General features: G+C 70.0%; 23 protein-coding genes and 1 pseudogene. 4 read left to right on the forward strand and 20 right to left on the reverse strand.

The window, feature by feature from the left end:
• The 10 genes and pseudogenes from H5399_RS15845 to purU form a co-directional block, all read right to left on the reverse strand.
• Nucleotides 1-322: pseudogene (locus tag H5399_RS15845) on the reverse strand (hypothetical protein); the annotation flags it as partial.
• Between the two features lie 984 nt (nucleotides 323-1,306).
• On the reverse strand, nucleotides 1,307-1,927 hold the full coding sequence (locus H5399_RS15850; protein ID WP_182784398.1) for a response regulator transcription factor: 621 nt from the start codon (nucleotides 1,925-1,927) through the stop codon (nucleotides 1,307-1,309).
• Complete coding sequence (locus H5399_RS15855; RefSeq protein WP_182784400.1) at nucleotides 1,924-3,117, reverse strand: histidine kinase; 1,194 nt, start codon at nucleotides 3,115-3,117, stop codon at nucleotides 1,924-1,926. Before H5399_RS15855 ends, H5399_RS15850 begins: the two co-directional genes overlap by 4 nt.
• Nucleotides 3,114-3,548: a DUF2871 family protein gene (locus tag H5399_RS15860; protein ID WP_182784402.1), complete on the reverse strand. Its 435-nt coding sequence runs from the start codon at nucleotides 3,546-3,548 to the stop codon at nucleotides 3,114-3,116. Before H5399_RS15860 ends, H5399_RS15855 begins: the two co-directional genes overlap by 4 nt.
• 70 nt (nucleotides 3,549-3,618) lie before the next feature.
• A complete protein-coding gene (locus tag H5399_RS15865; protein ID WP_182784404.1) occupies nucleotides 3,619-4,227 on the reverse strand; it encodes a hypothetical protein in 609 nt (202 codons plus the stop codon).
• Entirely contained in the window at nucleotides 4,224-5,294 is a 1,071-nt protein-coding gene (locus tag H5399_RS15870; protein ID WP_182784406.1) for an adenosine deaminase, read from the reverse strand. The genes H5399_RS15865 and H5399_RS15870 overlap by 4 nt, the downstream gene beginning before the upstream one ends.
• A gap of 15 nt (nucleotides 5,295-5,309) precedes the next feature.
• Nucleotides 5,310-5,741 carry a cytidine deaminase gene (locus H5399_RS15875; RefSeq protein ID WP_182784408.1) on the reverse strand — a complete coding sequence of 144 codons (432 nt, stop codon included), beginning with the start codon at nucleotides 5,739-5,741 and terminating at the stop codon, nucleotides 5,310-5,312.
• Nucleotides 5,738-6,955 carry a phosphotransferase gene (locus H5399_RS15880; RefSeq protein ID WP_182784410.1) on the reverse strand — a complete coding sequence of 406 codons (1,218 nt, stop codon included), beginning with the start codon at nucleotides 6,953-6,955 and terminating at the stop codon, nucleotides 5,738-5,740. Before H5399_RS15880 ends, H5399_RS15875 begins: the two co-directional genes overlap by 4 nt.
• Nucleotides 6,948-8,288, reverse strand: coding sequence for a hemolysin family protein (locus H5399_RS15885; RefSeq protein WP_370585815.1), 1,341 nt, complete (start codon nucleotides 8,286-8,288; stop codon nucleotides 6,948-6,950). The genes H5399_RS15880 and H5399_RS15885 overlap by 8 nt, the downstream gene beginning before the upstream one ends.
• On the reverse strand, nucleotides 8,285-9,133 hold the full coding sequence (purU, locus tag H5399_RS15890; protein WP_182784412.1) for a formyltetrahydrofolate deformylase: 849 nt from the start codon (nucleotides 9,131-9,133) through the stop codon (nucleotides 8,285-8,287). The genes H5399_RS15885 and purU overlap by 4 nt, the downstream gene beginning before the upstream one ends.
• Before the next feature lie 134 nt (nucleotides 9,134-9,267).
• On the opposite strand from purU, the gene H5399_RS15895 reads away from it, so the two are divergent.
• Both H5399_RS15895 and H5399_RS15900 read left to right on the forward strand, forming a co-directional pair.
• Nucleotides 9,268-9,618, forward strand: coding sequence for a DUF485 domain-containing protein (locus H5399_RS15895; protein WP_182784414.1), 351 nt, complete (start codon nucleotides 9,268-9,270; stop codon nucleotides 9,616-9,618).
• Nucleotides 9,615-11,222 (forward strand): cation acetate symporter, encoded by a 1,608-nt coding sequence (locus H5399_RS15900; RefSeq protein WP_182784416.1) that lies wholly within the window; start codon nucleotides 9,615-9,617, stop codon nucleotides 11,220-11,222. Before H5399_RS15895 ends, H5399_RS15900 begins: the two co-directional genes overlap by 4 nt.
• Before the next feature lie 69 nt (nucleotides 11,223-11,291).
• Here H5399_RS15900 and H5399_RS15905 read toward each other — a convergent pair whose 3' ends face one another.
• The 7 genes from H5399_RS15905 to H5399_RS15935 form a co-directional block, all read right to left on the reverse strand.
• Entirely contained in the window at nucleotides 11,292-12,281 is a 990-nt protein-coding gene (locus tag H5399_RS15905; protein WP_182784418.1) for a malate dehydrogenase, read from the reverse strand.
• An 84-nt stretch (nucleotides 12,282-12,365) separates the two neighbouring features.
• The gene (locus H5399_RS15910; protein WP_255422399.1) at nucleotides 12,366-13,004 is read right to left on the reverse strand and encodes a vitamin K epoxide reductase family protein; all 639 of its coding nucleotides are present in this window, start codon (nucleotides 13,002-13,004) and stop codon (nucleotides 12,366-12,368) included.
• 42 nt (nucleotides 13,005-13,046) lie between these two features.
• Nucleotides 13,047-13,340, reverse strand: coding sequence for a DUF3017 domain-containing protein (locus H5399_RS15915; RefSeq protein ID WP_182784420.1), 294 nt, complete (start codon nucleotides 13,338-13,340; stop codon nucleotides 13,047-13,049).
• Nucleotides 13,330-14,184 (reverse strand): bifunctional methylenetetrahydrofolate dehydrogenase/methenyltetrahydrofolate cyclohydrolase, encoded by an 855-nt coding sequence (locus H5399_RS15920; protein ID WP_182784422.1) that lies wholly within the window; start codon nucleotides 14,182-14,184, stop codon nucleotides 13,330-13,332. Before H5399_RS15920 ends, H5399_RS15915 begins: the two co-directional genes overlap by 11 nt.
• Nucleotides 14,185-14,198: 14 nt before the next feature.
• Nucleotides 14,199-15,776, reverse strand: coding sequence for a bifunctional phosphoribosylaminoimidazolecarboxamide formyltransferase/IMP cyclohydrolase (gene purH, locus H5399_RS15925; RefSeq protein WP_182784424.1), 1,578 nt, complete (start codon nucleotides 15,774-15,776; stop codon nucleotides 14,199-14,201).
• Nucleotides 15,755-16,330, reverse strand: coding sequence for a phosphoribosylglycinamide formyltransferase (gene purN, locus H5399_RS15930; RefSeq protein WP_182784426.1), 576 nt, complete (start codon nucleotides 16,328-16,330; stop codon nucleotides 15,755-15,757). Before purN ends, purH begins: the two co-directional genes overlap by 22 nt.
• 9 nt (nucleotides 16,331-16,339) lie before the next feature.
• On the reverse strand, nucleotides 16,340-17,593 hold the full coding sequence (locus H5399_RS15935; RefSeq protein WP_182784428.1) for a DUF6350 family protein: 1,254 nt from the start codon (nucleotides 17,591-17,593) through the stop codon (nucleotides 16,340-16,342).
• 97 nt (nucleotides 17,594-17,690) lie between these two features.
• Between H5399_RS15935 and H5399_RS15940 the strand changes: the two genes are divergently transcribed.
• Nucleotides 17,691-19,289: a hypothetical protein gene (locus H5399_RS15940; protein ID WP_182784430.1), complete on the forward strand. Its 1,599-nt coding sequence runs from the start codon at nucleotides 17,691-17,693 to the stop codon at nucleotides 19,287-19,289.
• An 11-nt stretch (nucleotides 19,290-19,300) separates the two neighbouring features.
• Here the strand turns inward: H5399_RS15940 and sucD are convergent, their stop codons facing one another.
• Together sucD and sucC are read right to left on the reverse strand one after the other, a co-directional pair.
• The gene (gene sucD / locus H5399_RS15945) at nucleotides 19,301-20,197 is read right to left on the reverse strand and encodes a succinate--CoA ligase subunit alpha (protein ID WP_182784432.1); all 897 of its coding nucleotides are present in this window, start codon (nucleotides 20,195-20,197) and stop codon (nucleotides 19,301-19,303) included.
• A gap of 5 nt (nucleotides 20,198-20,202) precedes the next feature.
• On the reverse strand, nucleotides 20,203-21,378 hold the full coding sequence (sucC, locus tag H5399_RS15950) for an ADP-forming succinate--CoA ligase subunit beta (protein ID WP_182784434.1): 1,176 nt from the start codon (nucleotides 21,376-21,378) through the stop codon (nucleotides 20,203-20,205).
• A gap of 243 nt (nucleotides 21,379-21,621) precedes the next feature.
• Between sucC and H5399_RS18675 the strand changes: the two genes are divergently transcribed.
• The gene (locus tag H5399_RS18675; RefSeq protein WP_182784436.1) at nucleotides 21,622-22,626 is read left to right on the forward strand and encodes a M23 family metallopeptidase; all 1,005 of its coding nucleotides are present in this window, start codon (nucleotides 21,622-21,624) and stop codon (nucleotides 22,624-22,626) included.
• Here the strand turns inward: H5399_RS18675 and pcrA are convergent.
• Entirely contained in the window at nucleotides 22,623-25,043 is a 2,421-nt protein-coding gene (pcrA, locus tag H5399_RS15960; protein ID WP_182784438.1) for a DNA helicase PcrA, read from the reverse strand. The genes H5399_RS18675 and pcrA overlap by 4 nt on opposite strands.
• Between the last annotated feature and the right edge of the window lie 57 nt (nucleotides 25,044-25,100).

Raw genomic sequence — 25,100 nt, forward strand, 5'->3', positions numbered from 1 at the left:
TCCGGCCCTCCTGCACCGCCGCGTAGAGGCAGGGATGGCGGTGCTTCAGGCTCAAAGCATCTGCCAGCTTGGAGGCCGCCACAATGGGTGGGCAGCGCAGCAGGCCGGCCAGTTCGAGGCCGATGAACTCGGAGACCGCCGGGGTCCCGATACCCCCGACCACCACCCTGCGCTCGGCGAGGACCTCAACGACCTGGTCGTAGTCAACCTCGTAGTGCTCCGCGAGGTCACACAGCAGGGTCAGGGTCTGGGCCTCGGCGAAACGACGCAACTCGTCAGCGGAGCGCAACTGCTCCGCGATCTCACGCGCCTTGTCCTTCATGGGTTCCACGCTATGTCCGACCACTGACATTTTTGGCTCCCAGCAGGGGCGCCCGGCAGAAATTCTTCGAGAAGCTTTTCTGGGGGTTGCTGGGGGGTCGGCGACGGTGGCGGGGCCTCGACGCGTCGGGGGCTCCGCCCTCGGTCGGCTCACCCAGCTGTCGGGTGAAGGGCCTCGACGACTCGGGAGAATTGGCTCGTCAGCTCGCGTTTCTTAGGCTTCGAGGCCGCTTCGCGGCACCTCAGCCAACGGGAAGGGCTCCAGTCCCTTCGCGGCTCCTCAGCCAGCGGGGAGGGTTCCAGCCCGCTGCGCAGCTCCTCAGCCAGCGGGGAGGGTTCCAGTTCCTTCGCGGCACCTCAGCCAACCAGCGATGAAGGCCCTCGAGGCCCCCGGTTCGCGACCTTTCAGCGAACAGAGGTCTGATGGTTGCCGAGAGGGTGGGGGACGGCAGGGCGGCACTGCGCAGCGGTGCCCAACCCGACGATCACCCAGCTGGCATCCCGCCCAAGCAGACGCAACCCCAACGCCGCCCTGCCGGCCCGCACCCGGGCCGTGTCAACGCCACCGGAGGAACGAGTGCGGGGAGACGGGAGACGATGCCCGGGCGGCCTCAACCAACCGACCACAGTATGACCAGTGGCCACAGCAAGACCCTGGACAACGGCCGCATGGGCATCGACTCACGGCCCACCGCACCCGACAACGGGATCCGCGTGAAGGTGGCACTCACAACCCTTCGAGACGGGCTACGCCGCTCCGCGGGCAGCCCCCCTCAGGGAACGATGGAGACCGGCCACGCCGCTCCGCGGACGGCCCCCTCAGGGAACGATGGAGACCAGCCACGCCGCTCCGCGGACGGCCCCCTCAGGGAACGATGGAGACCGGCCACGCCGCTCCGCGGACGGCCCCCCTCAGGGAACGATGGGAAGGGCGGCACCCAGGGCGCGAGGGCACATGACCCCCGACGAACTACTGAGACGACCGCTAGCCCAGCAGCCCGTGGCGCCGAGCCGCCGCGACCGCGGCGGTGCGGGACTCCGCGCCCAGCTTGGCGTACGCGTGGACGAGGTGCGTCTTGACGGTCCCCTCGGAGATGAACAAGCGCTTGGCGATCCCCCTGTTGGTGACACCCTCCTCGACGAGGCGGAGGACGTCGAGCTCGCGGGCGCTCAGCGTCGGGACTCCCTGGGCCATGCGCTCCACCACCCGCCCCTCCATGTCCCGCGACAGCACCAGCCGACCCGCCGCAGCGTCCGCGATCCCGGAGACGATGTCCTCGGGCTCCGCGTCCTTGAGAAGGTAGCCGGCCGCGCCGGCCAGCACCGCGCGCGCGATGTCGGAGTCGTTGTCGTAGGTGGTGAGGATGAGGACGGCCGGCCCGCCCTGCTGGGCCTGCAGCGCCGCCGTGACCCCCACCCCGTCGAGACCGGGCCCCAGCCGCAGGTCGCACAGCACGACGTCCGGGTGGGTCTCTGAGGCGAGCATCAGCGCCTCCTCGCCTGAGGCGGCGGCGCCCACCACCTCGACGCCGTCGGCCCCATCGAGCAGGGCGCGCAGCCCCGAGCGCACCACGGGGTGGTCATCGACGATCAGCACGCGGGTCACCGCGACACCTCGGCTGCCGGAATCAGCGGGAGCCGCAGCGCCACCGCGGTGCCGCCAGCATCTGACTCCACCTCGACGCCACCCCCGAGCTCGGTGAACCTCTCACGCAGTGCACGCAGCCCGTACCCGCCCAGGGGGCCTGCGACGACGGGGCGCGCCGGGTCGAACCCGACCCCGTCGTCGACGATGTCCAGGTGCACCTCGTCACCGGCGCGGGCCAGCTCGACGTTGATCCGCCCGGCCCCGGAATGGAGCCTCACGTTGGACAGCGCGCCCTGCGCGCCGCGCAGCAACGCCACCTCGATGGGCGTGGCCAGCCTGGGCAGGTCGGGATCGACGGTGACCGCCCACTCGGCCCCCAGAGCCCCCGCCACGTCAGCGGTGAGGCGCCCCAGGGGCGCCGCCAGGCCTCCCGCCCCTGGCGCTTCGGGCGCCAATGCCATGACGACGCGGCGCGACTCCGCCAGGTTCGCGGCAGCGGTGGCCTCGATCTGCCCCAGCAGGTGGGCAGCAGCGGCGGGATCCACCGCCCGAGTGGCCGCGCGTGCCAGCAGCACGATGGAGGAGAAGCCCTGGGCCAGGGTGTCGTGGATGTCGTGGGCGAGGCGCTGCCGCTCGGCGAGTACCCCGGCCTCGCGCTGCAACCTGGCAGTCTCGTCCTCAGCCCGGAGCACCTCCGCCAACAGCCGTCGGTGCTCGGAGGCCTCGTGTTCGAACAGGAGCACCCCTCGGGCAACGCCCACCGCCACCAGTGCCCCCACCAGCGGTCCCAGGACTCCGCCCACGCTGTGCCCCTCGGCCATCGCCAGCACCGTGACGACGACGGCCAGCGTCACCGCGGTCAGCAACAGTGCGGCGAGGAGGGGCAACACCGAGCCGACCAGCAGCCACAGCGGGAAGACCACCCAGAGGAAGTCCCGCGACAGCACCATCGACGTGACCGAGCCGAGGAACAACACACCCACCCACACCGAGCGCCCGAGGATGCCGAGCCGCGGCTGGAGTGAGAGCCCCGCGACGAAGGCCACCAGCATCATGCCCGCCAGGGCCAGCACCGGCCAGCCGGCTCCCTCGATCCAGGCCAGCGCGGTGGCCACCACCAGCAGCCCCACGAAGAGGAGCGCCTGCCCCAGCCTCAGCCACCAGGCCGCCGAGAACCGCGGGGGGTGGTCGGCCGTCGTCGTCGTCACGCCCCCACGTTAGCGGTGGCCGGGGCGGCGGTCAGTGCCCGGCGCAGGATGACGAACAGGTAGACGAAGGTCCCGCTGAGCACCATGTGGCCGAGTCCGGCGATGCCCGCCCACATCGGTGAGGTCGCGATGGGGATCTCGAGGACCTGCAGCGTCCCCTTGACGATCATGGCCCCGAACGTGAGCCCGAGGCCCACGTTCCACAGCACCGTGAACAGCGTCGTGGCCTTGTCCCCCAGGGCGAAGCTCTTCGCCAGGGCCAGCACCACAAGGAGCATCAACGTGCCCAGCGCCAGCGCGTGGGTGTGGGCGGTGGCGAGCTGGGTGTGGCCGGTGAAGTCGTTGAGCTTGGTCATTTCGCGCCAGTACAGGCCGGAGGCGAGGCCCAGAGCCGTCCAGGTGGCGGCGGAGAAGAAGAGTCTGTTCAGCATGGCTCCGATGCTGCCCGCAGAACCACTCCCCCGTCGCCCGCCCGCTATCCACCGTCCGGTGGACCCACTCTCACGGGCGGGTGAGGATGACGGCGCGGTAGCGCTCGACGAAGCCGGCCGCAGCCGCGGCCTCGAGCCCCGCCAGGTCACCGATGTGGACCTCCAGCGCCCAGCCCCTCGTCAGCGGCACCGCCCCGGCCAGCGACGAGGAGGGACCGTCTGCGGTGAGGATCGCGAAGCCGCCGCAGATGCTCAGGCCGAGCGCCGTGAGCGCCTCCGTCGAGCCGCGCAGAGTCCGGACCGGGGCGGATCCACCGATCCACGCCTCCGCGGCCTGCAGCGCGTCGTCGAGGGCAGCGCCAGGGTCGCCGACGGCCAGGACACCGTGGCCGCTCACCCGCCAGCCGCCGAGCCGCGCGCGGCGGACTCCGGGCCGGGCCTGCTCCAGCGCCCGCTCAAGGTCCTCGGGCCGCGACACCGGCAGCACGCTGCGCTCGGGCACGCGGCGCACCCCAGCCGCCTCCGCTCGAGGCACCCACACCGCGGGACGGTCCTCCGGCAGCAGCACATACCACTGCTCGTTGGCCGCCACCAGGTGGCCGACGACGTCCCGGGCCGTCCCGCCGCTGACCCAGCGCAGGCTGAGCCGCGGCGCCCCGGCAGGAGGTTCGAGGATCACTGCGCCGCGGCGTAGGCCGGGGCGATGACGTGCGCGATGATCCGCTCGCGCTGGTCGTGGGGAAGGAACGCGGCGCGCATCGCGTTGACGGTGACGCGCTCCACGTCGATGAGGGTCCAGCCGAAGGCCTCGCTGAGCAGCGCGAACTCCCGCGACATCGTCGTGGCGCTCATCAGCCGGTTGTCGCAGTTGACGGTCACGTTGAACCCCAGCCGGTGCAGCATGTCCACGGGGTGGCTCGCCATCGTCTGGGCGACCCCGGTCTGCAGGTTCGACGACGGGGACACCTCCAGCGCGATGCGTGCGTCGCGGACGTAGTTGGCGAGCCGGCCGAGGAGCGCCCCGTCGTCCGTGACGTCGATGTCGTCGGCGATCCGCACACCGTGCCCGAGGCGGGACGCGCCGCACACCTGCACCGCCTCCCAGACCGACGGCAGTCCGAACGCCTCACCCGCGTGGATGGTGAAGAACATGTTGTTGTGCTTGAGGTGGCGGAAGGCGTCGAGGAAGCGCGACGGGGGGAAGCCGTCCTCGGCCCCCGCGATGTCGAAGCCGCAGACGGAGTCGTCGCGGTAGGCCAGCGCCAGCTCCGCGACGTCGGTGGAGGGCTCGGAGTGCCTCATCGAGGTGAGGATCTGCTGGGCGACGATGAGCCGCCCGGCGGCGGCCGCGACGGCCATGCCGGAGGCCAGACCGTCGCGGACCGCCTCGACGATGGCCTCGAGGGTGAGGCCCTGGCGCTGATGCTGTCGGGGAGCGTAGCGCGCCTCCGCGTAGACGACGCCGTCGGCGGCCTGGTCCACGACGAACTCGTGGGCCACGCGGCTCAGCTGTTCGGCAGTCTGCATCGCGGCGACGGTGTGCTCGAACGTTTCGAGGTAGCGCTCCAGGGAGCCGGAGTCCGCGGCCTCGAAGAACCAGTGGCGCAGCTCGTCCGGGTCCGTGGCGGGCAGCTCGTGGCCGTTCTCAGCGCAGTGCTCGATCACGGTCTCCGGGCGCAGGCCGCCGTCGAGATGGTCGTGGAGGGCCACCTTGGGCAACGCCCGCAGGTCATCGATGGTGAGCATGCGCCAACGCTACCGTCAGGGGGCAGGTGGGGCGATCGCGTCGAGGTCGTCCGGGCCGAACGCCTGCGGGAGCAGGTCCGCCAGGGTCAGGACCCCGGCCGGGGTCTCCATGAGCAGCCCGCGCCCGCCGTGCTCGAAGAGCAGCTGCCGGCAGCGGCCGCACGGCGTGATGACGTCGCCCTCGCCGTTGACGCAGGTGAACGCCACGAGCCGGCCACCGCCGCCCGCCACGAGGTCTGAGATCAGCCCGCACTCGGCGCACAGGGTGACCCCGTAGGCCGCGTTCTCCACGTTGCAGCCGCTGATGGTGCGCCCATCGTCCACGAGCGCCGCGGCCCCCACCCGATACTTCGAGTAGGGCGCGTAGGCCCGCCCCGCGACATCGACGGCCACTGCCCGGAGCCGGTCCCAGTCGACCTGCTGCACCGCTGCCGCAACATGACTCATTCGCGGACCACCTGCCGCACCAACGCGCCGGCGGACCGCACCATCGCCACGGTCTGTTGCCGCCAGTCCACGTCCTGACTGCGGTAAGGGCCGGTGGCCAGCGAGATGACAACGGCCGCTGCACGTAGCCGCAGCTCCACAGGGTCCACCCGCCGGTCGAACACCGGCACCCACCTGGCCAGAAGGTCTCTGACCTTGTCCGCCTGGGCCGGGTTCATCCGCTGGATGGTGGACAGGTGCCCGATCAGGCAGGCCAGGTCGTCGGCGCGACGTCCGGGACCGATGGTGTCCACATCGAGCAGGCCCACCACCCGTCCGTCGGCCACCCGGATCTGGCCCTCGTGAAAGTCACCGTGCGTGGGCTCGTCCCCTGGGGCGAACCCCGCCAGGCCGGAGGTGATTCTCGCAACCAGTGCACCCAGCTCCTCGCCGAGTTCGGGCAGTGTGGCCGACACCATGGCGGAGTAGTGCGCCACGGCGTCCGCCCACGGCGCCCGGCGCTCCAGCGAGGCCACCGAGGCGGGCATCGCATCGAGCAGGTCGATCAGCTGTTCGGGGCCGCAGGGGTCTCCCGGGGTGAACAGGGCGCTGGCGAGGGCGGTTCCAGGGAGTTCCCGCAGGATGAGGAGGTGATCGGGTGTGGCCAGCGCCACCTCCGGGGCCGGGACCCCCGCCCTGCGGAGCATGAGGTGCTTGGCGTGGACGTCTGCGAACACCCGCTCCCGCAGCACCTTGACGTAGAACACTTGGGGCGGGTCCGCGACACTCACCTTCACCACAGCGCGCCGCCGGGGACGGTAGCCCACCATGGCCAGCGTCAGCTGATCAGCGGCCACCGGGTGGGCCAGCACACCGCCCACGTTGAGCGTCTCGGCCATCCGCTCCGGGAAGGCGGCCCGTGGCAGCCCCGGCAGGTCCGGATCGTCGGGGTACAGCCACACCGCGACCCTGCGGCGCCCGTCGTCGAAGATCTCGGCCCGCGCGTCCGAGGGGAGCAGCTCCCCTGTCCGGGCGCTCACGCCCAGCAGCTCCGTGCGCTCCCCGTGCGGCCACGCCACCGTGGCGAGGTAGGTGGCGGTCGTGGAGTGCTCCGGGGCGGCGTCGACGTGCTCGATCGCCCAGGTGAGAAGCCGGCCGCCCTGGTGCTCGACGGCGGCGCGCAGCAGCGGCTCGACGCCCGGGCCGGTGAGCAGGCCGAGCCCGTCGTCAGGCATCCGTGTCGTCCTCCGGCAGCGTGTCGCGCCGGATGGAGAACCAGGCGGCGCGCCGGCCGTCCATCTGGGTGGCCTCCAGCGTGAACCAGCCACGGGGACCGTCGACGTCATGGTCCGGGCTGAGCGCCACGGTGGCCCTCGCCCCGAGGTGGGGCAGCTCGCCCAGCTCGGCCATGAAGAAGCCGGCCACCGTGTCGTAGGGCCCCTCGGGAATCACGTAGCCGGTCAGTTCGGCGAACTCCTCGATGGTGGTGAGGCCGTCCACCTCGTCGATCTGGCGGGGCACCGAGGATGACGGGAGGTCGTACTCGTCGGTGATGTCGCCGATCAGCTCCTCCATCAGGTCCTCGAGCGTGACGATGCCTGCGGTGCCGCCGTACTCGTCGCGGACGATGGCGAGGTGGGAGCGGGCTGCGCGCATCGCGGTGAGCGCCCGGAGGATCTTGACGGTCTCCGGGAGGAACAGCACCTCGCGCGCGATGCTGCCGACGTCGCTGTCGCGGGCGGTGCCCTCGATGTCCATCAGGTCACGCACGTGGATGAAGCCGACGATCCGGTCCGGGGACCCCTCGGTGACCGGATAGCGGGAGTGGGGCGCGCCCCGGACCTCACGGTAGGCCAACCCGATCGGCATGTCCGCGGGCAGGAAGTCGACCTCGGTGCGGGGCACCATGACCTCGCGCAGGGAGCGTTCGCCGGCGTCGAAGACCTCGTCGACGATGCGCCGCTCCTCCTTGCCGAGCGTGGAGGACCCCACCACCATGGCACGCAGCTCTTCGTCGGTGACGGCGTTGCGGGAGAGCGTCGGGTCGCCCCCGAGGATGCGCACGAGCGCATCGGTGGAGACACCGAGGAACCAGATGAGTGGCCGGGTCAGCGTCGCGATTCCGGAGACCAGCGGCGCCAGGGCGAGCGCGAAACTCTCGGCGCGCTGCATGGCCAGCCGCTTGGCGGTCAGCTCACCCACCACGATCGAGAAGTAGGAGATGACCACCGTGACCAGGACCAGCGAGAGCGTGCCCGAGATGGGCTCGGCCAGGCCCCTCGACTGAAGCTCGGTGGACAGCGCCTCGGCGATGGTGGCGCCGCCGAAGGCGGCCGACAGGAAGCCAGACAGCGTCACGCCGATCTGGACCGAGGACAGGAACCGGTTGGGATTGCCGGTCAGGCGCTCGATGGCACGGCCGCGCTTCCCCTTGCCGGCAAGCTGCTTGACCTGGCTCTCGCGCAGCGTGATGAGCGCCATCTCGGCGGCGGCGAAGGTGCCGCCGATGATGATGAACAGGGAGATCAGGGCGATGTCGGTCAGCACGAGGCTGGGCTCCTCAGTCAGCGGAAGATGACGGTGCGGTCACCGTCGGCGAGGACGCGATGCTCGGCGACGAGGCGCACGGCCTCGGCCAGGGTCTGCGACTCCTGGGCCTGGCCTTTGCGGACCAGCTTCGCCACGTCCATGGTGTGATCCACGCGCACCACGTTCTGCTCGATGATGGGGCCCTCATCCAGGTCTCCGGTGACGAAGTGCGCGGTGGCGCCGATCAGCTTCACACCGCGGGTGTGCGCCTGGCGGTAGGGGTTGGCGCCCTTGAACCCGGGCAGGAACGAGTGGTGGATGTTGATGGCCCGGCCGGCGAGAAACTCGCAGAGTTCGGGGCTGAGGATCTGCATGTAGCGCGCCAGGACCACCAGCTCGATGCCCTCCTGCTCGACGCGCCGGCGCACCTCAGCCTCGAACTCGGGCTTGGTCTCGGCGGTCACAGCCCGGTGCGTGAACGGGACACCGAAGAACTCGGCCATGGGTGCCAGGACGTCATGGTTGGCCATGATCCCCACCACGTCGATGGGGAGGTCACCCGCACGCCACCGGAAAAGCAGGTCGTTGACCACGTGGCCGGCCTTCGACGCCAGGATCAGAGTCCGCACGGGGCGGGCCACGTCATCGACGCGGAACCGCGCATCCAGGTCCGCGGCCGCCGCACCCACGGCCGCCGCCAGGGACTCCGGCTCGGCGCCGTGGACCTCGATCCGCGTGAAGAAGTGGCCGGTGTCGGGCGAGGAGAACTGCTGCAGCTCGGTGATGTTGCCATGCGCTGCGACGATGCCGCCGGTGATCGCGTGCACGATCCCCGGCCGGTCGGGGCAGTCGAGCGTAACGACGAGCTGATGCATGGGCGCCATGCTAGCGGGTCACCATCAGCCAGTGATTTTGGGCGATGACGCACCTGGACCGTGAACTTGTTACTCTGCGATCGCGCAATGACGCGCGGCTCAACCTGATGCAACGACGCACAGCCCAGAGGAGACGCCCATCCATGCATGACAGCAGCCCCGACGTGCCTACCGGTGAGATCCCGGCCGAAGACTTCCACCGAGTCCAGCAGTCGCCGGAGTTCGCCCACCTGAAGCGGACGTTCCGGTCCTTCGCCTTCCCGATGACCGCAGTGTTCCTGCTGTGGTATTTCGCCTACGTCCTCGGCTCCATCTTCGCCAAGGACCTGATGATGACCAGCGTGGCCGGCAACCTCACCGTCGGCATCCTGTTCGGCCTCGGCCAGTTCGTCAGCACGTTCCTGATCACCTGGCTCTACATCCGCCACTCGGTGAAGAACGTGGACCCGCTGGCGAGGGCCCTGCGTGAGGATCTGGAGGCGAGCGCGCGATGACACTCCTCGAGACTGAGCAGCTCGGCAACCCGATCATCAACATCGCCATCTTCGCCGCCTTCGTCGTTTTCACAATGGCCGTGGTGATCCGCGTCACCCGCGGCGGCAAGAAGAAGGCCGGAGACTTCTACACCGGCGGCGCCCAGTTCGACGGCCGCCAGAACGGCTTCGCCATCGCCGGCGACTACCTCTCGGCCGCCTCGTTCCTCGGCATCGTCGGGGCGGTGGCCCTCTACGGCTACGACGGACTGCTCTACTCCGTCGGCTTCCTGGTGGCGTGGCTCGTTGCCCTCCTTCTGGTGGCCGAGCCGCTGCGCAACACCGGCAAGTACACGATGGCCGACGTGCTGAGCTTCCGCATGCGGCAGAAGCCGGTGCGTCTGGCCGCCGCCACCTCGACCCTGGCGGTGTCCTTCTTCTACCTGCTCGCGCAGATGGCCGGCGCGGGCGCGCTGGTGTCGCTGCTCCTGGGCATCGCCTCGCCGCTCGGCCAGAACATCGTCATCGCCATCGTGGGTCTGCTCATGGTGGGCTACGTGCTGATCGGCGGGATGAAGGGCACCACCTGGGTGCAGATGATCAAGGCCGTGCTGCTGATCCTGGGCGCCGGGGCGATGACCATCTGGGTGCTGGCCTTCGCAGGGTTCAACCTGTCGACGCTCCTGGGCGAGGCGATTGCCACGTCCGCGGCCGACGGGTCCACTGTGGACCTGCTCGCGCCGATGCAGCGCTACAAGGACCCCTGGGCGCTGATCTCGATGGGCCTGGCCCTGGTGCTGGGCGCCTCGGGCCTCCCGCACGTGCTGATGCGCTTCTACACGGTGCCCACCGCCAAGGAGGCGCGCCGCTCGGTGACCTGGGCCATCGGCCTCATCGGCGCCTTCTACCTGTTCACCATGGTGCTCGGCTACGGGGCCGCGTGGCTCGTCGGGCCCAAGGCCATCTCGGAGATGCCCGGCGGGGCGAACGCAGCCGCACCCGCGCTCGCCTACGAGCTCGGCGGCACCGTGCTGATGGCCGTCATCGCAGGTGTGGCGTTCGCCACCATCCTGGCGGTGGTGGCAGGCCTCACCATCACGGCGTCGGCGTCCTTCGCGCACGACATCTACAACTCGGTCCTCAAGGACGGCAAGGCGGACCCGGCCAAGGAGGTGCGGGTCGCCCGTATCACGTCGGTGACCATCGGTTTGGTGGCCATCGTCGGCGGCATCGTCGCCAACGGTCAGAACGTGGCCTTCCTCGTTGCGCTGGCGTTCGCGGTGGCAGCCTCGGCCAATCTGCCCTCGATCCTGTACTCGCTGTACTGGAAGCGGTTCTCCACGGCCGGTGCCGTCTGGTCGATCTTCGGCGGCCTCATCACCGCGGTGACGCTGATCGTCTTCTCCCCCGCCGTGTCGGGCCTGCCCACGTCGATGTTCCCGAACGCCGACTTCGCCTGGTTCCCCATCGACAGCCCGGCCATCGTGTCGGTCCCAGTGGGCTTCTTCCTCGGCTGGCTGGGCTCCGTGATCAAGCCCGACGGCCCGGAGGTGGCCGACCGTGCTGCGGAGATGGAGGTGCGCTCCATGACCGGTGCCGGCGCCGAGGGCGCGATCGACCACTGATCCCCCTTCTCACGACAGAGGCCCGCCCCCGACGATGGGGGCGGGCCTCTTCGGTTGTCGGGGCTGACCTCAGATGAGGCCGAGCTCGGTGACGGCGTTGCGCTCGTCGACCAGCTCGGCCACCGAGGCGTCGATCTTGCCACGCGAGAAGTCGTTGAGCTCGAGGCCCTGGACGATCTCGTACCTTCCGTCCTTGACCGTGCACGGGAACGACGAGATGAGGCCCTCGGGCACACCGTAGGAGCCGTCGGACGGGACCGCCATGGAGACCCATTCGCCCTCAGCGGTGCCCAGCACCCAGTCGCGCATGTGCTCGACGGTGGCGTTGGCGGCCGACGCGGCCGAGGAAAGTCCGCGGGCCTCGATGATGGCCGCGCCACGCTTGGCGACCGTGGGGATGAAGGTGTTCTCCAGCCACTCCTGATCGTTGACCAGTGCGGCGGCGCTCTGTCCGTCCACCTTGGCGTTGAACAGGTCCGGGTACTGGGTGGCCGAGTGGTTGCCCCAGATGGTCATGTGGCTGATGTCGGTGACGGGGCGTCCGAGCTTCGCGGCAAGCTGCGAGAGCGCGCGGTTGTGGTCCAGGCGGGTCAGGGCGTTGAACCGCTCGGCCGGGATGTCGGGCGCGTTGCGCTGCGCGATGAGCGCGTTGGTGTTGGCCGGGTTGCCGGTGACCAGGACCTTGACGTCGTCCGCCGCGGCGGAGTTGAGGGCCTTGCCCTGGGCGGTGAAGATGGCGCCGTTGGCCGAGAGCAGGTCGCCGCGCTCCATGCCCGCCTTGCGGGGCATCGCGCCCACCAGCATGGCCAGGTTGACGCCGTCGAAGACCTTGTTGGGGTCGTCGCCGATCTCGATGTTGACCACGTTGCCGAAGGCGCAGTCCTGGAGCTCCATGACAACGCCCTCAAGCGCCTTGAGCGCAGGGGTGATCTCCAGCAGGCGCAGCTCGATGGGAGTGTCGCCCAGCAGCGATCCACTGGCGATGCGGAACAGCAGGCTGTAGCAGATCTGACCTGCGGCGCCGGTGACGGCGATCTTGACGGGAGCAGCAGTGCTCACTTCGTTTCCTCTCGTGACGGTCCTTGTCGTCTGACGAAACTGACTCTAGCGGGGTCGCGGCCGGCCCGGTCGGGCGGGGCGGTCTCAGATGATGCGGAAGACATAGTGCGCGATCTCGATGAACACCACGATCGCCAGCCACACCATCAGCGTGATCGTCAACCACCCTCCCCGCACGAACGCCAACGCCTTGGCCTGCGCCGACGACGAGAGGAACAGGTTGCCCTCGAGGATGTTCCAGTGCGTCATCGAGGTGAACACGAAGGTGGTCGACAGCGTGACAACGATGCACCAGGGACACAGCGCGCCGATCACGAACGTGGACTGGAACAGCAGCCAGTAGGCGAAGATGACGCCGAGGAAGTAGACGACGTTGGCGGTGAACATGAACCACCGCGGGAACCGGGTGCGGGCCAGGGAGGCCACCGCGATGGTCATCACCACCGGCTCGGCGATGAGGCCCAGGAACGCGTTGGGGAACCCGAACACGTTGGCCTGCCAGGTGGAGCCCACCGTGACGCAGTCGAAGACGGCGTTGATGGAGCAGCTGAGCACCACGTCAGGGTTCTGCGCGATGAGGATGGCGTCGTAGGACAGCACGAAGGAGGCGATCAGGCTGAGCGTGGCGAACACCAGCATCTCCAGGAACAGCACGGTGCGTGACCGGGAGCTGGGGCGGTCCTCGGCGGCTTCGGTGTCGTCCTCGTGGACCATGGCTTCCATGGGCCCCATCGTAACCAGACCGACCCTGCGGGCCGCCGCGCGTCAGCTCGAAGGGGGCACCACCAGGGCCACCACTGTGATCGCCAGCCCCATGACGGCCATCACCAGGACGTCGAACCACCGCCGCCGGACCGCCAGCAGCCCCGCCATCTCCGTGGACAGGACGAGCCTCAGCAACGCCCCCACCAGCAGTGCCCCGGCCACCATCAGCGCGGCCCGCCGCCAGTGCCCCAAAGCCGCGTAGCCCACGCCGACGCCCACCACCGCCAACACCCCGAGCAGAGGCCACGGGTTGCTGGGGTAGGACTCGGCTGGCTTGTCCGGCCTATCCGGCATGCAGCGCTTCCGCGCGGTCCACGACGTTGCTCAGCAGCATGGCGCGGGTCATCGGCCCAACCCCGCCCGGGTTGGGCGTCACCCAGGCCGCCTTCTCCCAGACATCCGGAGCGAGGTCGCCGACCGTCTTGCCGTCGACGCGGCTGACGCCGACGTCGACCAGCACGGCGCCCTCGCGGATCATGTCGGCTGTGATCATCCCAGGCACGCCGGCGGCTGCCACCACCACGTCCGCGGCCCGGGTGTGGGAAGCGAGGTCCCGCGTCCCGGTGTGACACAGGGTGACGGTCGAGTTCTCGCTGCGCCGGGTGAGGATCAGGCCGAGCGGCCGTCCCACGGTGATGCCGCGACCCACGACGCACACCTCAGCGCCGCGCAGCTCCACGCCGTGACGGCGCAGCAGCTCGACGATGCCGCGCGGCGTGCACGGCAGGGTGGCGGGCTCGTTCAGGACCAGGCGGCCGAGGTTGATCGGGTGCAGGCCGTCGGCGTCCTTGTCCGGGTCGATGAGGCCGAGCGCCCAGTTCTCATCGAGGTGCCTGGGGATGGGCAGCTGCACGATGTAGCCGGTGACCGCCTCGTCCGCGTTGAGCGACTCGATGGCCTCCCTGAGCTGGGCCTTGTTGGCGTCAGCGGGGAGGTGCACCCGGATCGAGGCGATGCCCACCTCCTCGCAGTCGCGGTGCTTCATCTTCACGTAGCTCTGGCTGGCCGGATCCTCACCGACGAGCACCGTGGCCAACCCCGGCACCACGCCGCGGTCCCGCAGCGCCGCCACCCGGACAGCGAGTTCGGCCTTGATGGCGGCGGCGGTGGCCTTGCCGTCGAGTCTCTGGGCGGTCACGGTGCCTCCTGGTGTCAGTGGAAGAAGTGGCGGGTGCCGGTGAGGTACATCGTCACCCCGGCCGCGGTGACGGCGTCGATGACCTCCTGGTCACGCACCGAACCGCCGGGCTGCACGATGGCGCGGACGCCGCCGTCGAGGAGGACCTGGGCGCCGTCGGCGAAGGGGAAGAAGGCGTCCGAGGCGGCCACCGACCCGGCGGCACGCTCGCCGGCCCGGGTCACTGCCAGATGACAGGAGTCCACCCGGTTGACCTGGCCCATGCCGACGCCCACGGAGGCGCCGTCGGAGGCCAGCAGGATGGCGTTGGACTTGACGGCGCGCACGGCCCGCCACGCGAACTCGAGGTCGGCGAGCGTCTGCTCGTCCGCCGGCTCGCCGGCCGCGAGGGTCCAGGCCGACGGGTCGTCGCCAGGTGCGTCGATGGCGTCTGTCTGCTGCAACAGCAGGCCGCCGTCGATCTGCCGCAGCGCGGTGCCCGCGTTGATGGCGTCCTGCGCCAGCAGGATGCGGAGGTTCTTCTTCGCGGCGAGCACCTGAACGGCGCCCTCCTCGTAGCCCGGCGCCACGATCACCTCGGTGAACACCTCGGAGACCTGCCGGGCCATCTCCACGCTGACGGGCCGGTTCGCGGCGATGACGCCGCCGAACGCCGAGACCGGGTCGCAGGCGTGGGCCTTGCGGTGCGCCTCCGCGACGTCCGCCCCGACGGCTATGCCGCACGGGTTGGCGTGCTTGATGATGGCCACGGCGGGGCCGTCGAAATCGTAGGCGGCGCGGCGCGCGGCGTCCGCGTCCACGTAGTTGTTGTAGCTCATCTCCTTGCCGTGGAGCTGCGTGGCGTCGGCGAGCCCGTCGGTGCCGTCCCCGTTGCGGTAGACAGCGCTCGCCTGGTGCGAGTTCTCGCCGTAGCGCAGGTCCGCCACCTTGTGCCACGTGGCGCCCACCCAGGCGGGGAACCCGGTGCCGCCTGAGGTGTCGGTGACCACGTTGCCCATCCATGACGCGACGGCCACGTCGTAGGTGGCGGTGTGCACGAACGCGGCCGCCGCCAGCTGCTTGCGCTGCTGGAGGGTGAAACCGCCGGCTGCCAGGGCCGCCCGCAGCATGGGGTACTGCTCGGCGGAGGTGATCACCGCGACACTCGGGTGGTTCTTCGCGGCGGCCCGCACCATCGTGGGCCCGCCGATGTCGATCTGCTCGACGCACTCGTCCTCGGAGGCGCCGGACGCGACTGTCGCGGCGAAGGGGTACAGGTTGGTGATCACCAGATCGAACGGGGCCACGCCGAGTTCGTCGAGCTGTCTGCGGTGCGTCTCGAGCCTGCGGTCCGCCAGGATACCGGCGTGCACGTGCGGGTGCAGCGTCTTGACGCGGCCGTCGAGGCACTCAGGGAACCCGGTGACCTGTTCCACGGGCGTCACCGGCACGCCCGCGTTCGCCAGGGTCTTTGCCGTGGAGCCCGTCGACACGATCTCAATGCCGGAGGCGTGCAGCTCGCGGCCCAGGTCCGCCAGCCCAGTCTTGTCGTAGACCGAGACCAGAGCTCGGCGCAGCGGGATGAGATCGGTCACGGTTTGCCCTCTTTCCATTCGGCCACGGCCTGGATGAGCAGGCGGCGTTCGGCCACTTTGATGCGTTCGTGGAGAGAATCCACGTCGTCGTCCGGTAGCACGTCCACGGCGCGCTGCAGGAGGATCCTACCGGTGTCCACCCCGGCATCGACGATGAAGACGGTGGCACCGGAAACCTTCACCCCGGCGCGGAGCGCATCGCGGGGACCGTGCATGCCTGGGAAGCTCGGCAGCAGCGCCGGATGCGTGTTGATGGTGCGGCCCCCGAATCGATCGAGGAAGGCCGGGCCGAGCAGCTTCATGAAACCCGCGGAGGCCACGAGGTCCGGATCGTAGGCCCCCACGATGTCGCGCAGCGCCGCGTCCCACGCCGCCCGGTCTGCGCCTGCGGCCAGCGGATGGGCGACCGCGGGGATGCCACGCTCACGGGCGCGAGCCAGGCCCTGCGCATCCTCACGGTCAGACACGACGGCGACCACACGGGCATCCACCTCCCCGCCGTCGATCGCGTCGAGCAGCGCCGTGCAGAGGGTGCCGGAGCCGGAAAGCAGGACGACGACGTGGGTGGTCACCCGCCCATCCTAAGGGGTGGCGCCGGCCTCAGCCGGCTGGGCGACCGGCCGGCGGATCAGGCCAACGATCAGTCCCGTCACCATGCCGGAGAGCCCTAGGAGGGTCGGCGCGAAGACGGCGAGCTCCGGCACCCGGGCCCCCACGAGGGCGAGCCGGGTGCCGCCCAACCCGCCGGAGCCCAGCGCAGCGAGGACGGTGACGGCGGCCCCGGCGGCGACACCGGACAGGCCCCCCACCAGCGCCGTCTGGTCAAAGCGCGCGCGAGGCCTCGCCCAGGCGACGGCGAGGCCGGCCACCGCCCCGGCCGCCACGCCGACGAGCAGCCACCAGAACGACGTCATGGAGACCTCAGCCCCCACCGGAACGAGGCCGAACGCCGGAATCGCCGGGAGGAGACCGACGTCCGTGGTGGCCATGCTGACGAGGGAGCCATCGCCGACCGTCACCCCGGCGCCCAGCATCCAGGACGCGCAGGCGAGGAGCAGGTTGGGCAGGTAGGCGAGGTGCAGGATCACGAGCAGGAAGAGCCCCACCCCGCCGCCGTCGAGACCCTCGACGATCGCGGTGATGCTGTCGCGGCCCTGGACCAGTGCCACCACCAGCACCGCCGCCGAGCCGGCCAGGACGGTGAGCATGGCGGCCCCCAGCGCCTTCGGCGCGGCGCGCAGCCACGCCGGCCACTCGGCGGTGGGATCGTGGCCCACCCCGCGTGAGGCGCCCCAGAGCCCGGCGATGCCGCCGACCGCCACCCCACCGACCACCGCACGCAGGGACCCTGCGCCGATCGAGGCTGCCAGAAGCGAGAGGGCCGCGGCGTAGACCGCGCCGAAGGTGCCGCCCACCCGGGTGACGATCGCCTCGGTGTCTGCCCAAATTCTCCCCGTGTCGTCAGGGAGGGCCTCCTGCCGCGCCGCCTGCCTGGCCGCCATCGATGCCAACGGGAGGGCGAGGAACACCAGCGCGACGGTCAGCCCCAGAGGCGCCACCGACACCTGCAGGCCCCCGATCACCACGGGCGCCCCGTGCGCCAGAACCAGCAGCCCGGTGGAGAGCCCCAGCGCGTCGGAGAGCTGAGCCTCGGGCGACGTCAGCCAGCCCAGCATCGCCAACGCGCTGAGCACCAGCCAACCCGCCGCCAGGACGGCCAGCGGTCCTCCGACGGCCACCACATACCAGGGCCAGGGCCACTCACGGTGCGTAGCGGGCTCCTGCGCGTCCACGTCCACCGCGACGGTCCGGTGGGTCGCCGTGCGTTTCGCCATCTCTGAAGTCCCCTCGTGGATCTGCGCCTTCGTGTTGCCGACGGCGGTAGGGTTGCCCCACGAAACCCGCTGTCGCGGCCACTGGGAGGTGAATGAGATGCCTGAAAGCGAAGGAAGCCCCCGACGGGCCTGGCTCTCCGACGCGGACACCTCATCCCCGCCGGACACGGACCCTACCCCAGCAGATGACATCTTCCGCCCGCGACGCGGCTCCACAGACGACGCCGCCGCATTCTCGCGCCCGGACTCCGACGAGCCACAGGGCGAGACTCCGATCCCTGCCCCCGTGTTCCCGCGCTCGGCCGGCGAGGTGGCCGACAGCCCCAGCCCTGCGCCCCGCAGGTCCGCCCTATCCTCATCGACCCCCCTCGAGGCGGAGACGCCTGCGCCGCCCCCGCGAACGCAGCCTGCGCGCCCAGGCCTCGCCGTCTGGGCATTGGGAGGCCTGGTGGGGGCACTCGCCGTCGGCATGATCGCCTTCTACGCCTCGAGGGGAGCGGAGCCGGCCACCTCACAGAGCGCCTCACCGAGCGGCTCGGCCGCGGCGTCGGCGAGCGCGAGCCCCACCGTCGTCGCGGCACCGGAGGACCTCGTCACCGGCGAGGATCTGGCCGGCATCGCGGCGGCCGCCTCGTGGTCGGTGACCCACACCAGCAGCGCCGCCGCGGACCATGAGGGCCGCGTCGCCTGCCTGAGCACCCAGACCGAGGACCAGAACCCCACCTCCTCACTACAGCGCACCCTCGCCACTTCAGACGAAGACCAGCTCGCCGCGCTGCACCGCATCGAAACCTACGCCTCACCCGCCGCGGCGCAGCAGGTGTTCGCCAACCGCAGCACCGCGCTGGCGAGCTGCGACGAGATCCCGGCCCGGATCGTCCGGGCGACCTCGGTCGAGGGGATGGGCGACGAGGCCTTTCAGATCTCAGTGGTCTTCGAGGACGTGCCCATCCAGTACCACACGCTCCTGATGACACGCGTGGGCAGTGCCATCCAGCTGCTGGACGTGGCCCGGACCAGCAGCCCCGTCGAAGCGCAGCTCGCCGCCGACGCCCTCGCCCGCCCGCAGGGCACGCTGTGCACCATCGAGGCCGCCACCTGCGCCCCGGAGCCCACCATCACCGACGCGGTGGTCCCGGCGGCCGAACCCGTCGGCTGGCTGATCCCCTCGGACCTTCCCCGGATCAGGCCCGGGTCCGGCCGGTGGACGGCCTCGGACCCCACAGACCTCACGAGCGCAGGGATGGGGTGCGAGAACCTGACTCTGGTGAGTGAGCCCGGCCCCACCGAGCGGCGGCAGGCCACCTACCTGATGACGCAGGACGACCAGGCGCCGGACACGTTCGGCGTGGACGAGCTGCGCTTCACGTTCCCGGACGCAGCTGGCGCCACGGCCTTCGCCACCAAGCTGGGCAACGCCATCGCCAGCTGCAAGGATCGCGTCAACACAGCCACCGTCAGCGAGCTGCCGGCAGTGACGGGCACCGGCGAGGCTGGTCTGCCGGTCTCCTCGCGTCTCTTCTCCGTCACTCAGGCCACCGCCGACGACAAGGGCGTGCCGTACCGGCTCGTCGTCAGCGTGGCCGGGGAGCACGTGTCCTACACCATCATCACCGTGACGGCGGCCTACTCGTTCACCGACGCGCAGCTCACGGAGCTGGCGCTGCGGATCCCGGTGCGGGCCAGCCAGGGCTGACCCGCTCCGCGTCAGACCAGGGTGTGGCGCAGGTGCGCGATGGCGTCGCGCACCAGTCCAGCGGTCAGCGACGGGGTCTCCCCCACCAGCACCCCCGCGGCCTCCAACGCCGCCTTCTTCGCCTGTGCGGTGCCGGCCGATCCGGTGATGATGGCGCCGGCGTGGCCCATCGTCCGTCCGGTCGGCGCGGTGAAACCGGCCACGTACCCGATCACGGGCTTGGTGATGTGGTCTGCGATGTAGGCCGCCGCACGCTCCTCGGCGTCGCCGCCGATCTCACCGATCATGACGATGAGGTCCGTGTCGGGGTCCTCCTCGAAAGCCTGCAGCACGTCGATGTGCCTGGTACCCACCACCGGGTCACCGCCGATGCCCACCGCCGTCGAGAAGCCGTGATCGCGCAGCTCGTACATCATCTGATAGGTGAGCGTGCCGGACTTCGAGACAAGGCCGATGCGGCCGGGTCCCGAGATGTGGGCCGGGATGATGCCTACGTTGGACTTGCCGGGAGAGATGAGGCCGGGGCAGTTGGGGCCGATGATCCGGGTCCGCGAACCGCGGGCCGCCGCGTGGAACTCGACCGCGTCGTGCACCGGGATCCCCTCGGTGATCACCACGCACAGGCCCACCTCGGCCTCCACCGCCTCCAGGACGGCCTCCTTGGCGAACTTCGGCGGCACGAACACCACCGACACATCGGCATGGGTGGCCGCGACCGCCTCAACCATGGACCCGAACACGGGCACCGGGTCCTCCTCGAAGAGGACCGCCTCTCCCGCCCTGCCAGGCGTGACGCCGCCCACGACGCGGGTGCCCGACATGATCATGCGCTGCGTGTGCTTGCGCCCCTCCTTGCCCGTCATGCCCTGGACCAGGACGCGCGAGGACGCGTTGATGAAGATCGACATCGGAGTCAGTTCCCTTCGGCCGCGAACCGGGCGGCCGCTCGGGCCGCCTCGTCCATGGTGTTCTTGACAGTGATCAACGGATGATTGGCCTCGGCGAGGATGGCCTTGCCGACCTCGACGGAGTTGCCGTCGAGCCGCACCACGATGGGCAGGCGCGCCTCGGCGCCCAGCATGTCCAGCGCGTTGACGATGCCGTTGGCCACATCACTGCAGGCCGTGATTCCGCCGAAGATGTTGACGAAGACGCTCTTGACCTGCGGGTCGCTCATGATGATGCGCAACCCGTTGGCCATCACGTTGGCCGACGCGCCACCGCCGATGTCGAGGAAGTTCGCGGGACGCGGCCGGCCGGGCAGTTCCTCGCCGGCGGCCGCCACCACGTCGAGACTGCTCATCACGAGGCCGGCGCCATTGCCGATCACGCCGATGCTGCCGTCGAGCTTGACGTAGTTGAGGTCCAGGTTGCGTGCCTGACGTTCGAGATCCACGTCCCCGGTGGTCTCCTCGTAGCGCTCCCATTCCGGGTGGCGGAAGTCAGCGTTGCCGTCCAGGGTGACCTTGCCGTCGAGGGCGATGATGTCGCCGGCGCCGGTCTTCACCAACGGATTGACCTCCACCAGTGTGGCGTCAGATTCCTTGAAGGTCCGCCACAGCTTCCTGAGCACCGCGGAGACCTTCTGGTGGTCCTCGGGCATGAATCCCGCGTCGGTCACGATGCGTTGAGCCACGGCCTGGGAGATCCCCTCGACGGGGTCCAGGTCCAGCCGGAGCAGCGCCTCCGGCCGCTCTACCGCCAAGGTCTCGATGTCCACGCCGCCCTCGATGCTGCACATCGCGATGAACCCGCCGGCGGCGCGGTCCAGGAGGATGGAGAAGTAGAACTCCTCCGCGATGTCCGCGCCAGGGCTGAGCATGACGGTCTCGACCACGTGCCCCTTGATGTCCAGGCCGAGCACCTCGCCCGCCGTCTTCATGACGGCGTCCTCGCCGCGGGCGAGCTTCACGCCGCCTGCCTTTCCACGGCCGCCCGTGCGGACCTGCGCCTTGATCACCACGAGGTCCGCGCCGAGTTCCAGGTAGGCCGCGCGCGCCTCCTCAGGGGTGGTGGCGATGCGGCCGGGGAGGACGGGCACGTCGAACTGTTCGAACAGGTCGCGGGCTTGATACTCGAGGAGATCCACGGTGGTCCTTCGGTTGGTCGATCAAACTCCGCCAGACTACCCGGCGGCCCGAAGGGACGGAAGGGCCTGACGGATCGGCCCGGCCCGCTCGACCTGGCTCCTGTTGTGCGCACCCGCGGGAGCCACATGTGGTCCTGACAAGCATCGTCTCACGACTCGGACCGCCTCGGCTGCTCGACTTTGAGAGAAACCTGAGAACTGTTAAGGTTTTCTCAGAACCCCCCGAACAAGGCTAGGAGCCAGGTGAACGACGCCACGCCAGTGCGCAACCCCCGTCGCGCCGCGGAGATCGACGACATCGTCGAGATTGACGCCCACCCAGCCCGCCGCTCCACGCCTGCCCTGCCGTTTGCCGTCAGCCGTCGCATCGTCGCGCTCGGCGTGGCCGGCGCCCTGTCCGTGAGCGCCCTGTTCGCCTTCGCCTTCACCGCGCGCGACGGTGGCGACACCGCGAGCGAGTCGCTCGACGCCGCCGTTCCCGCCGCCGCCGCGTCTGCCGCGGCCATGGGCTTCGCCGACCGTTCCCAGGAGGTCAGCCGCACCGCGGTGCGGGCCAACCTGACCGAAGCGGTCGCGGACGAGGCCGCCAAGGAGCGCGACGAGACCCTGGACGCTTCCGTCGAGTCCGCCGCACAGACCGAGTGGATGACCAACTCCACCGAACGCCAGCGCCTCATGGACGAGGACATGACGCTCGTGGCCGCGCAGAGCGCGAAGCTGAAGAAGGAAGCCGAAGAGGCGGCCAAGCGCCTCGAGGAGGCCAAGAAGGCCGCCGCCGCTGCAGCAGCGGGCAAGGAGAACCTCAGCTCCCAGGACGTGACCAACCTCACCACCAAGGGCGGCTCGATGCCCGTCAAGTCCAACTACCGCATCGGTGCCGGATTCGGCGCGACCGGAAGCTGGTCGCGGTACCACACCGGCCAGGACTTCCCGGCCCCTGTCGGCACTCCCATCTACGCGGCCGCCTCCGGTGTGGTGCTCAGCCCCACCGCCGGCGGCTGGGCGGGCATCAACGTGGTGATCCAGCACAGCAACGGCGGCTCCACCCTCTACGCCCACATGAGCCGCAAGGTGGTCGGCGCCGGCGAGACCGTTCGCCCCGGGCAGCTGATCGGCTACGTCGGCAACACCGGACGCTCCTTCGGCGCCCACCTCCACTTCGAGTACTACAAGCCGGGCGTGACCCCCGGCGACGTGTACTCCGCCTCGAACCCGATGACCTTCCTCCGCTCGCTGGGCGTGGGCTAAAGCTTCTCCATCGGGGCATGCTTGAGGCTCAGCCTCTTCGTGCCCGCAGACCCGAAGTCCACGTCCACCTTCGTGGCGTCCCCCACTCCGTGGACGGCCAGCACGTCACCCATGCCGAAAGCCGCGTGCAGCACCCGATCCCCCGTGGCCACGCTGAACACCGTCTTCAGCGGCCCCTGCCCTGATCCGAAGCTCGCCACAGACGCCGAGGTCTGACGGTTGCGGGTGGCCGCGGAGCTGGCCCACGTGGTCGTGGCAGCGCCGGTGCGGCGCCAGTCCAGCACGTGCGGGGGCACTTCGTCGAAGAATCGCGACGGCGGGTTGTACTGGGGGGATCCGAAGACCACCCGCACCTGGGACCTGCTGAGGAACAGCCTTCTGCGCGCCCGTGTGATGCCGACGTAGGCCAGCCGACGCTCCTCCTCCAGCTCCTCCGGGTCCGTCAGGGCTCGCATGTGCGGGAACATGCCCTCCTCCATGCCGGTGAGGAACACCGTGTCGAACTCCAGGCCCTTGGCGGTGTGCAGCGTCATCAGCGTCACCACGCCCTTACCGTCCTCGTGGTCCGGCACCTGGTCCGAGTCGGCCACCAGGGCGATCCGCTCCAGGAAGGCCGGCAGGGAGTCGTCCGGCTCAGGCATCCCCGCGACCAGGCCGGACTCGACGGTATCGTCGTCCAGGTCGATCGTGTTGGCCGCCGCAACGAACTCAGCCGCCACCGAGACCAGCTCGATCAGGTTCTCGATGCGGGTCTGGTCCTGCGGATCGACCGATGCCTGGAGCTCGGGCAGGTAGCCGGACTCCTTCAGAATCGACGTCAGCACCTCGTCGGCCGGCTTGCCCTGCGCCAGCATGGCCCGGTGCAGGTTCATGAGGTCCACGAAGCCCTGAATCTGCTTCAGCGATCGGGAGGCCAGCCCCGGGGCCTCCGACGCGCGCTGTAGGGCGTCGAAGAAGCTCAGCCGGTGGCCGGTGGCCAGGGTGGACACCGCGGCGGCCGCCCGGTCACCGATGCCACGCTTGGGCACGTTGAGGATCCGGCGCACGGACACGTCGTCTGCCGGGTTCACGATGGCCCGCAGGTAGGCGATCGCGTCGCGGATCTCCCGACGCTCGTAGAAGCGCACACCTCCCACCACCTTGTAGGGCATCCCCACCCGGATGAACACCTCCTCGAACGCTCTGGACTGCGCGTTCGTGCGGTAGAAGACCGCTGTGTCGCCATACTGCGACAGGCCTGCATCACTCAACCGGTCGATCTCGTCGGCCACGAACTGCGCCTCGTCCGTCTCGCTGTCGGCCACCCACCCGACGATCAGCTCCCCCTCACCGAGATCCGACCACAGGTGCTTGTCGCGCCTGGACTGGTTGCGCGAGATCACCGAGTTGGCCGCGGTGAGGACGTTCTGCGTGGAGCGGTAGTTCTGGTCCAGCACCACCGTCCGGGCGCCTGGATAGTCCTTCTCGAAGTCCAGGATGTTGCGGATGGTGGCGCCGCGGAACGCGTAGATGGACTGGTCCGAGTCCCCCACCACCATCAACTCCGCCGGCTCGACCAGAGGGGATCCGTCCACCACGCCGCCGACGTCGCCGGCGCACAGCTCCCGCACCAGCGCGTACTGCGCGTGGTTGGTGTCCTGGTACTCGTCGACGAGCACGTGGCGGAAGCGACGCCGGTACTTCTCCCGGACGTCCGGAAACGCCTGCAGGAGGTGCACCGCCGTCATGATCAGGTCGTCGAAGTCCAAGGCGTTGGCCGCCACCAGCCGGGACTGGTACTCGGCGTAGGCCTCGGCAAAAACCTTCTGGGGCGGGGACACCGCCTCTTGGGCGGCCCGCTCGTAGTCCACCAGCTCGTTCTTGAAGGTGCTGACCTTGTTCATCACCGCTCGGACGGGGTAGCGCTTGGGGTCCAGTTCCTGGTCCCGGCACACCAGTGACATGAGACGTTTGGCGTCCGTGTCGTCGTAGATCGAGAAGCTCTTGGTCAGGCCGAAGCGGTCGATGTCCTGGCGCAGGATGCGCACGCACGCCGAGTGGAAGGTGGAGACCCACATCAGCTTGGCACGGTTCCCCACCAGGTCCACGACGCGCTCACGCATCTCGGCGGCCGCCTTGTTGGTGAAGGTGATCGCCAGCACGGAGCCCGGATGGACATTGCGCTGCGAGACCAGATGGGCGATGCGCCGTGTCAGCACCCGCGTCTTCCCGGAGCCTGCGCCCGCCACGACCAGGACGGGAGAGCCGGCGTGCAGCACCGCCTCCCGCTGAGGAGCATTGAGCCCCTCGAGGAGTTGCTCCTCGGAGACCTTCTTGGCTGAGGCGCGCCGCTCGGGCCGCTCCTCCCCGGAACGGGCGGGCGGCGCCTGGTCCGGCTGGAACGCGGCGAACAGGTCCGGGAACAGCGAGTCACTCATGTCGGGGGCCAACACTACCGCCCGCTCAGGCGCTCCTCCCGCCGATATGCTGGCGGC

The organism is Tessaracoccus sp. MC1627, assembly GCF_014164725.1.
Taxonomy (GTDB): domain Bacteria; phylum Actinomycetota; class Actinomycetes; order Propionibacteriales; family Propionibacteriaceae; genus Arachnia.

Excerpts from the sequence above, each read along its gene's own strand:
- H5399_RS15860 (WP_182784402.1), bottom strand. The coding sequence starts at position 3,548 with ATGCTGAACAGACTCTTCTTCTCCGCCGCCACCTGGACGGCTCTGGGC.
- H5399_RS15870 (WP_182784406.1), bottom strand. The coding sequence starts at position 5,294 with ATGCTCACCATCGATGACCTGCGGGCGTTGCCCAAGGTGGCCCTCCAC.
- H5399_RS15875 (WP_182784408.1), bottom strand. The coding sequence starts at position 5,741 with ATGAGTCATGTTGCGGCAGCGGTGCAGCAGGTCGACTGGGACCGGCTC.
- H5399_RS15880 (WP_182784410.1), bottom strand. The coding sequence starts at position 6,955 with ATGCCTGACGACGGGCTCGGCCTGCTCACCGGCCCGGGCGTCGAGCCG.
- purU (WP_182784412.1), bottom strand. The coding sequence starts at position 9,133 with ATGGCGCCCATGCATCAGCTCGTCGTTACGCTCGACTGCCCCGACCGG.
- H5399_RS15895 (WP_182784414.1), top strand. The coding sequence starts at position 9,268 with ATGCATGACAGCAGCCCCGACGTGCCTACCGGTGAGATCCCGGCCGAA.
- H5399_RS15900 (WP_182784416.1), top strand. The coding sequence starts at position 9,615 with ATGACACTCCTCGAGACTGAGCAGCTCGGCAACCCGATCATCAACATC.
- H5399_RS15910 (WP_255422399.1), bottom strand. The coding sequence starts at position 13,004 with ATGGAAGCCATGGTCCACGAGGACGACACCGAAGCCGCCGAGGACCGC.
- H5399_RS15915 (WP_182784420.1), bottom strand. The coding sequence starts at position 13,340 with ATGCCGGATAGGCCGGACAAGCCAGCCGAGTCCTACCCCAGCAACCCG.
- purH (WP_182784424.1), bottom strand. The coding sequence starts at position 15,776 with ATGGAAAGAGGGCAAACCGTGACCGATCTCATCCCGCTGCGCCGAGCT.
- H5399_RS15935 (WP_182784428.1), bottom strand. The coding sequence starts at position 17,593 with ATGGCGAAACGCACGGCGACCCACCGGACCGTCGCGGTGGACGTGGAC.
- H5399_RS15940 (WP_182784430.1), top strand. The coding sequence starts at position 17,691 with ATGCCTGAAAGCGAAGGAAGCCCCCGACGGGCCTGGCTCTCCGACGCG.
- sucD (WP_182784432.1), bottom strand. The coding sequence starts at position 20,197 with ATGTCGATCTTCATCAACGCGTCCTCGCGCGTCCTGGTCCAGGGCATG.
- pcrA (WP_182784438.1), bottom strand. The coding sequence starts at position 25,043 with ATGAGTGACTCGCTGTTCCCGGACCTGTTCGCCGCGTTCCAGCCGGAC.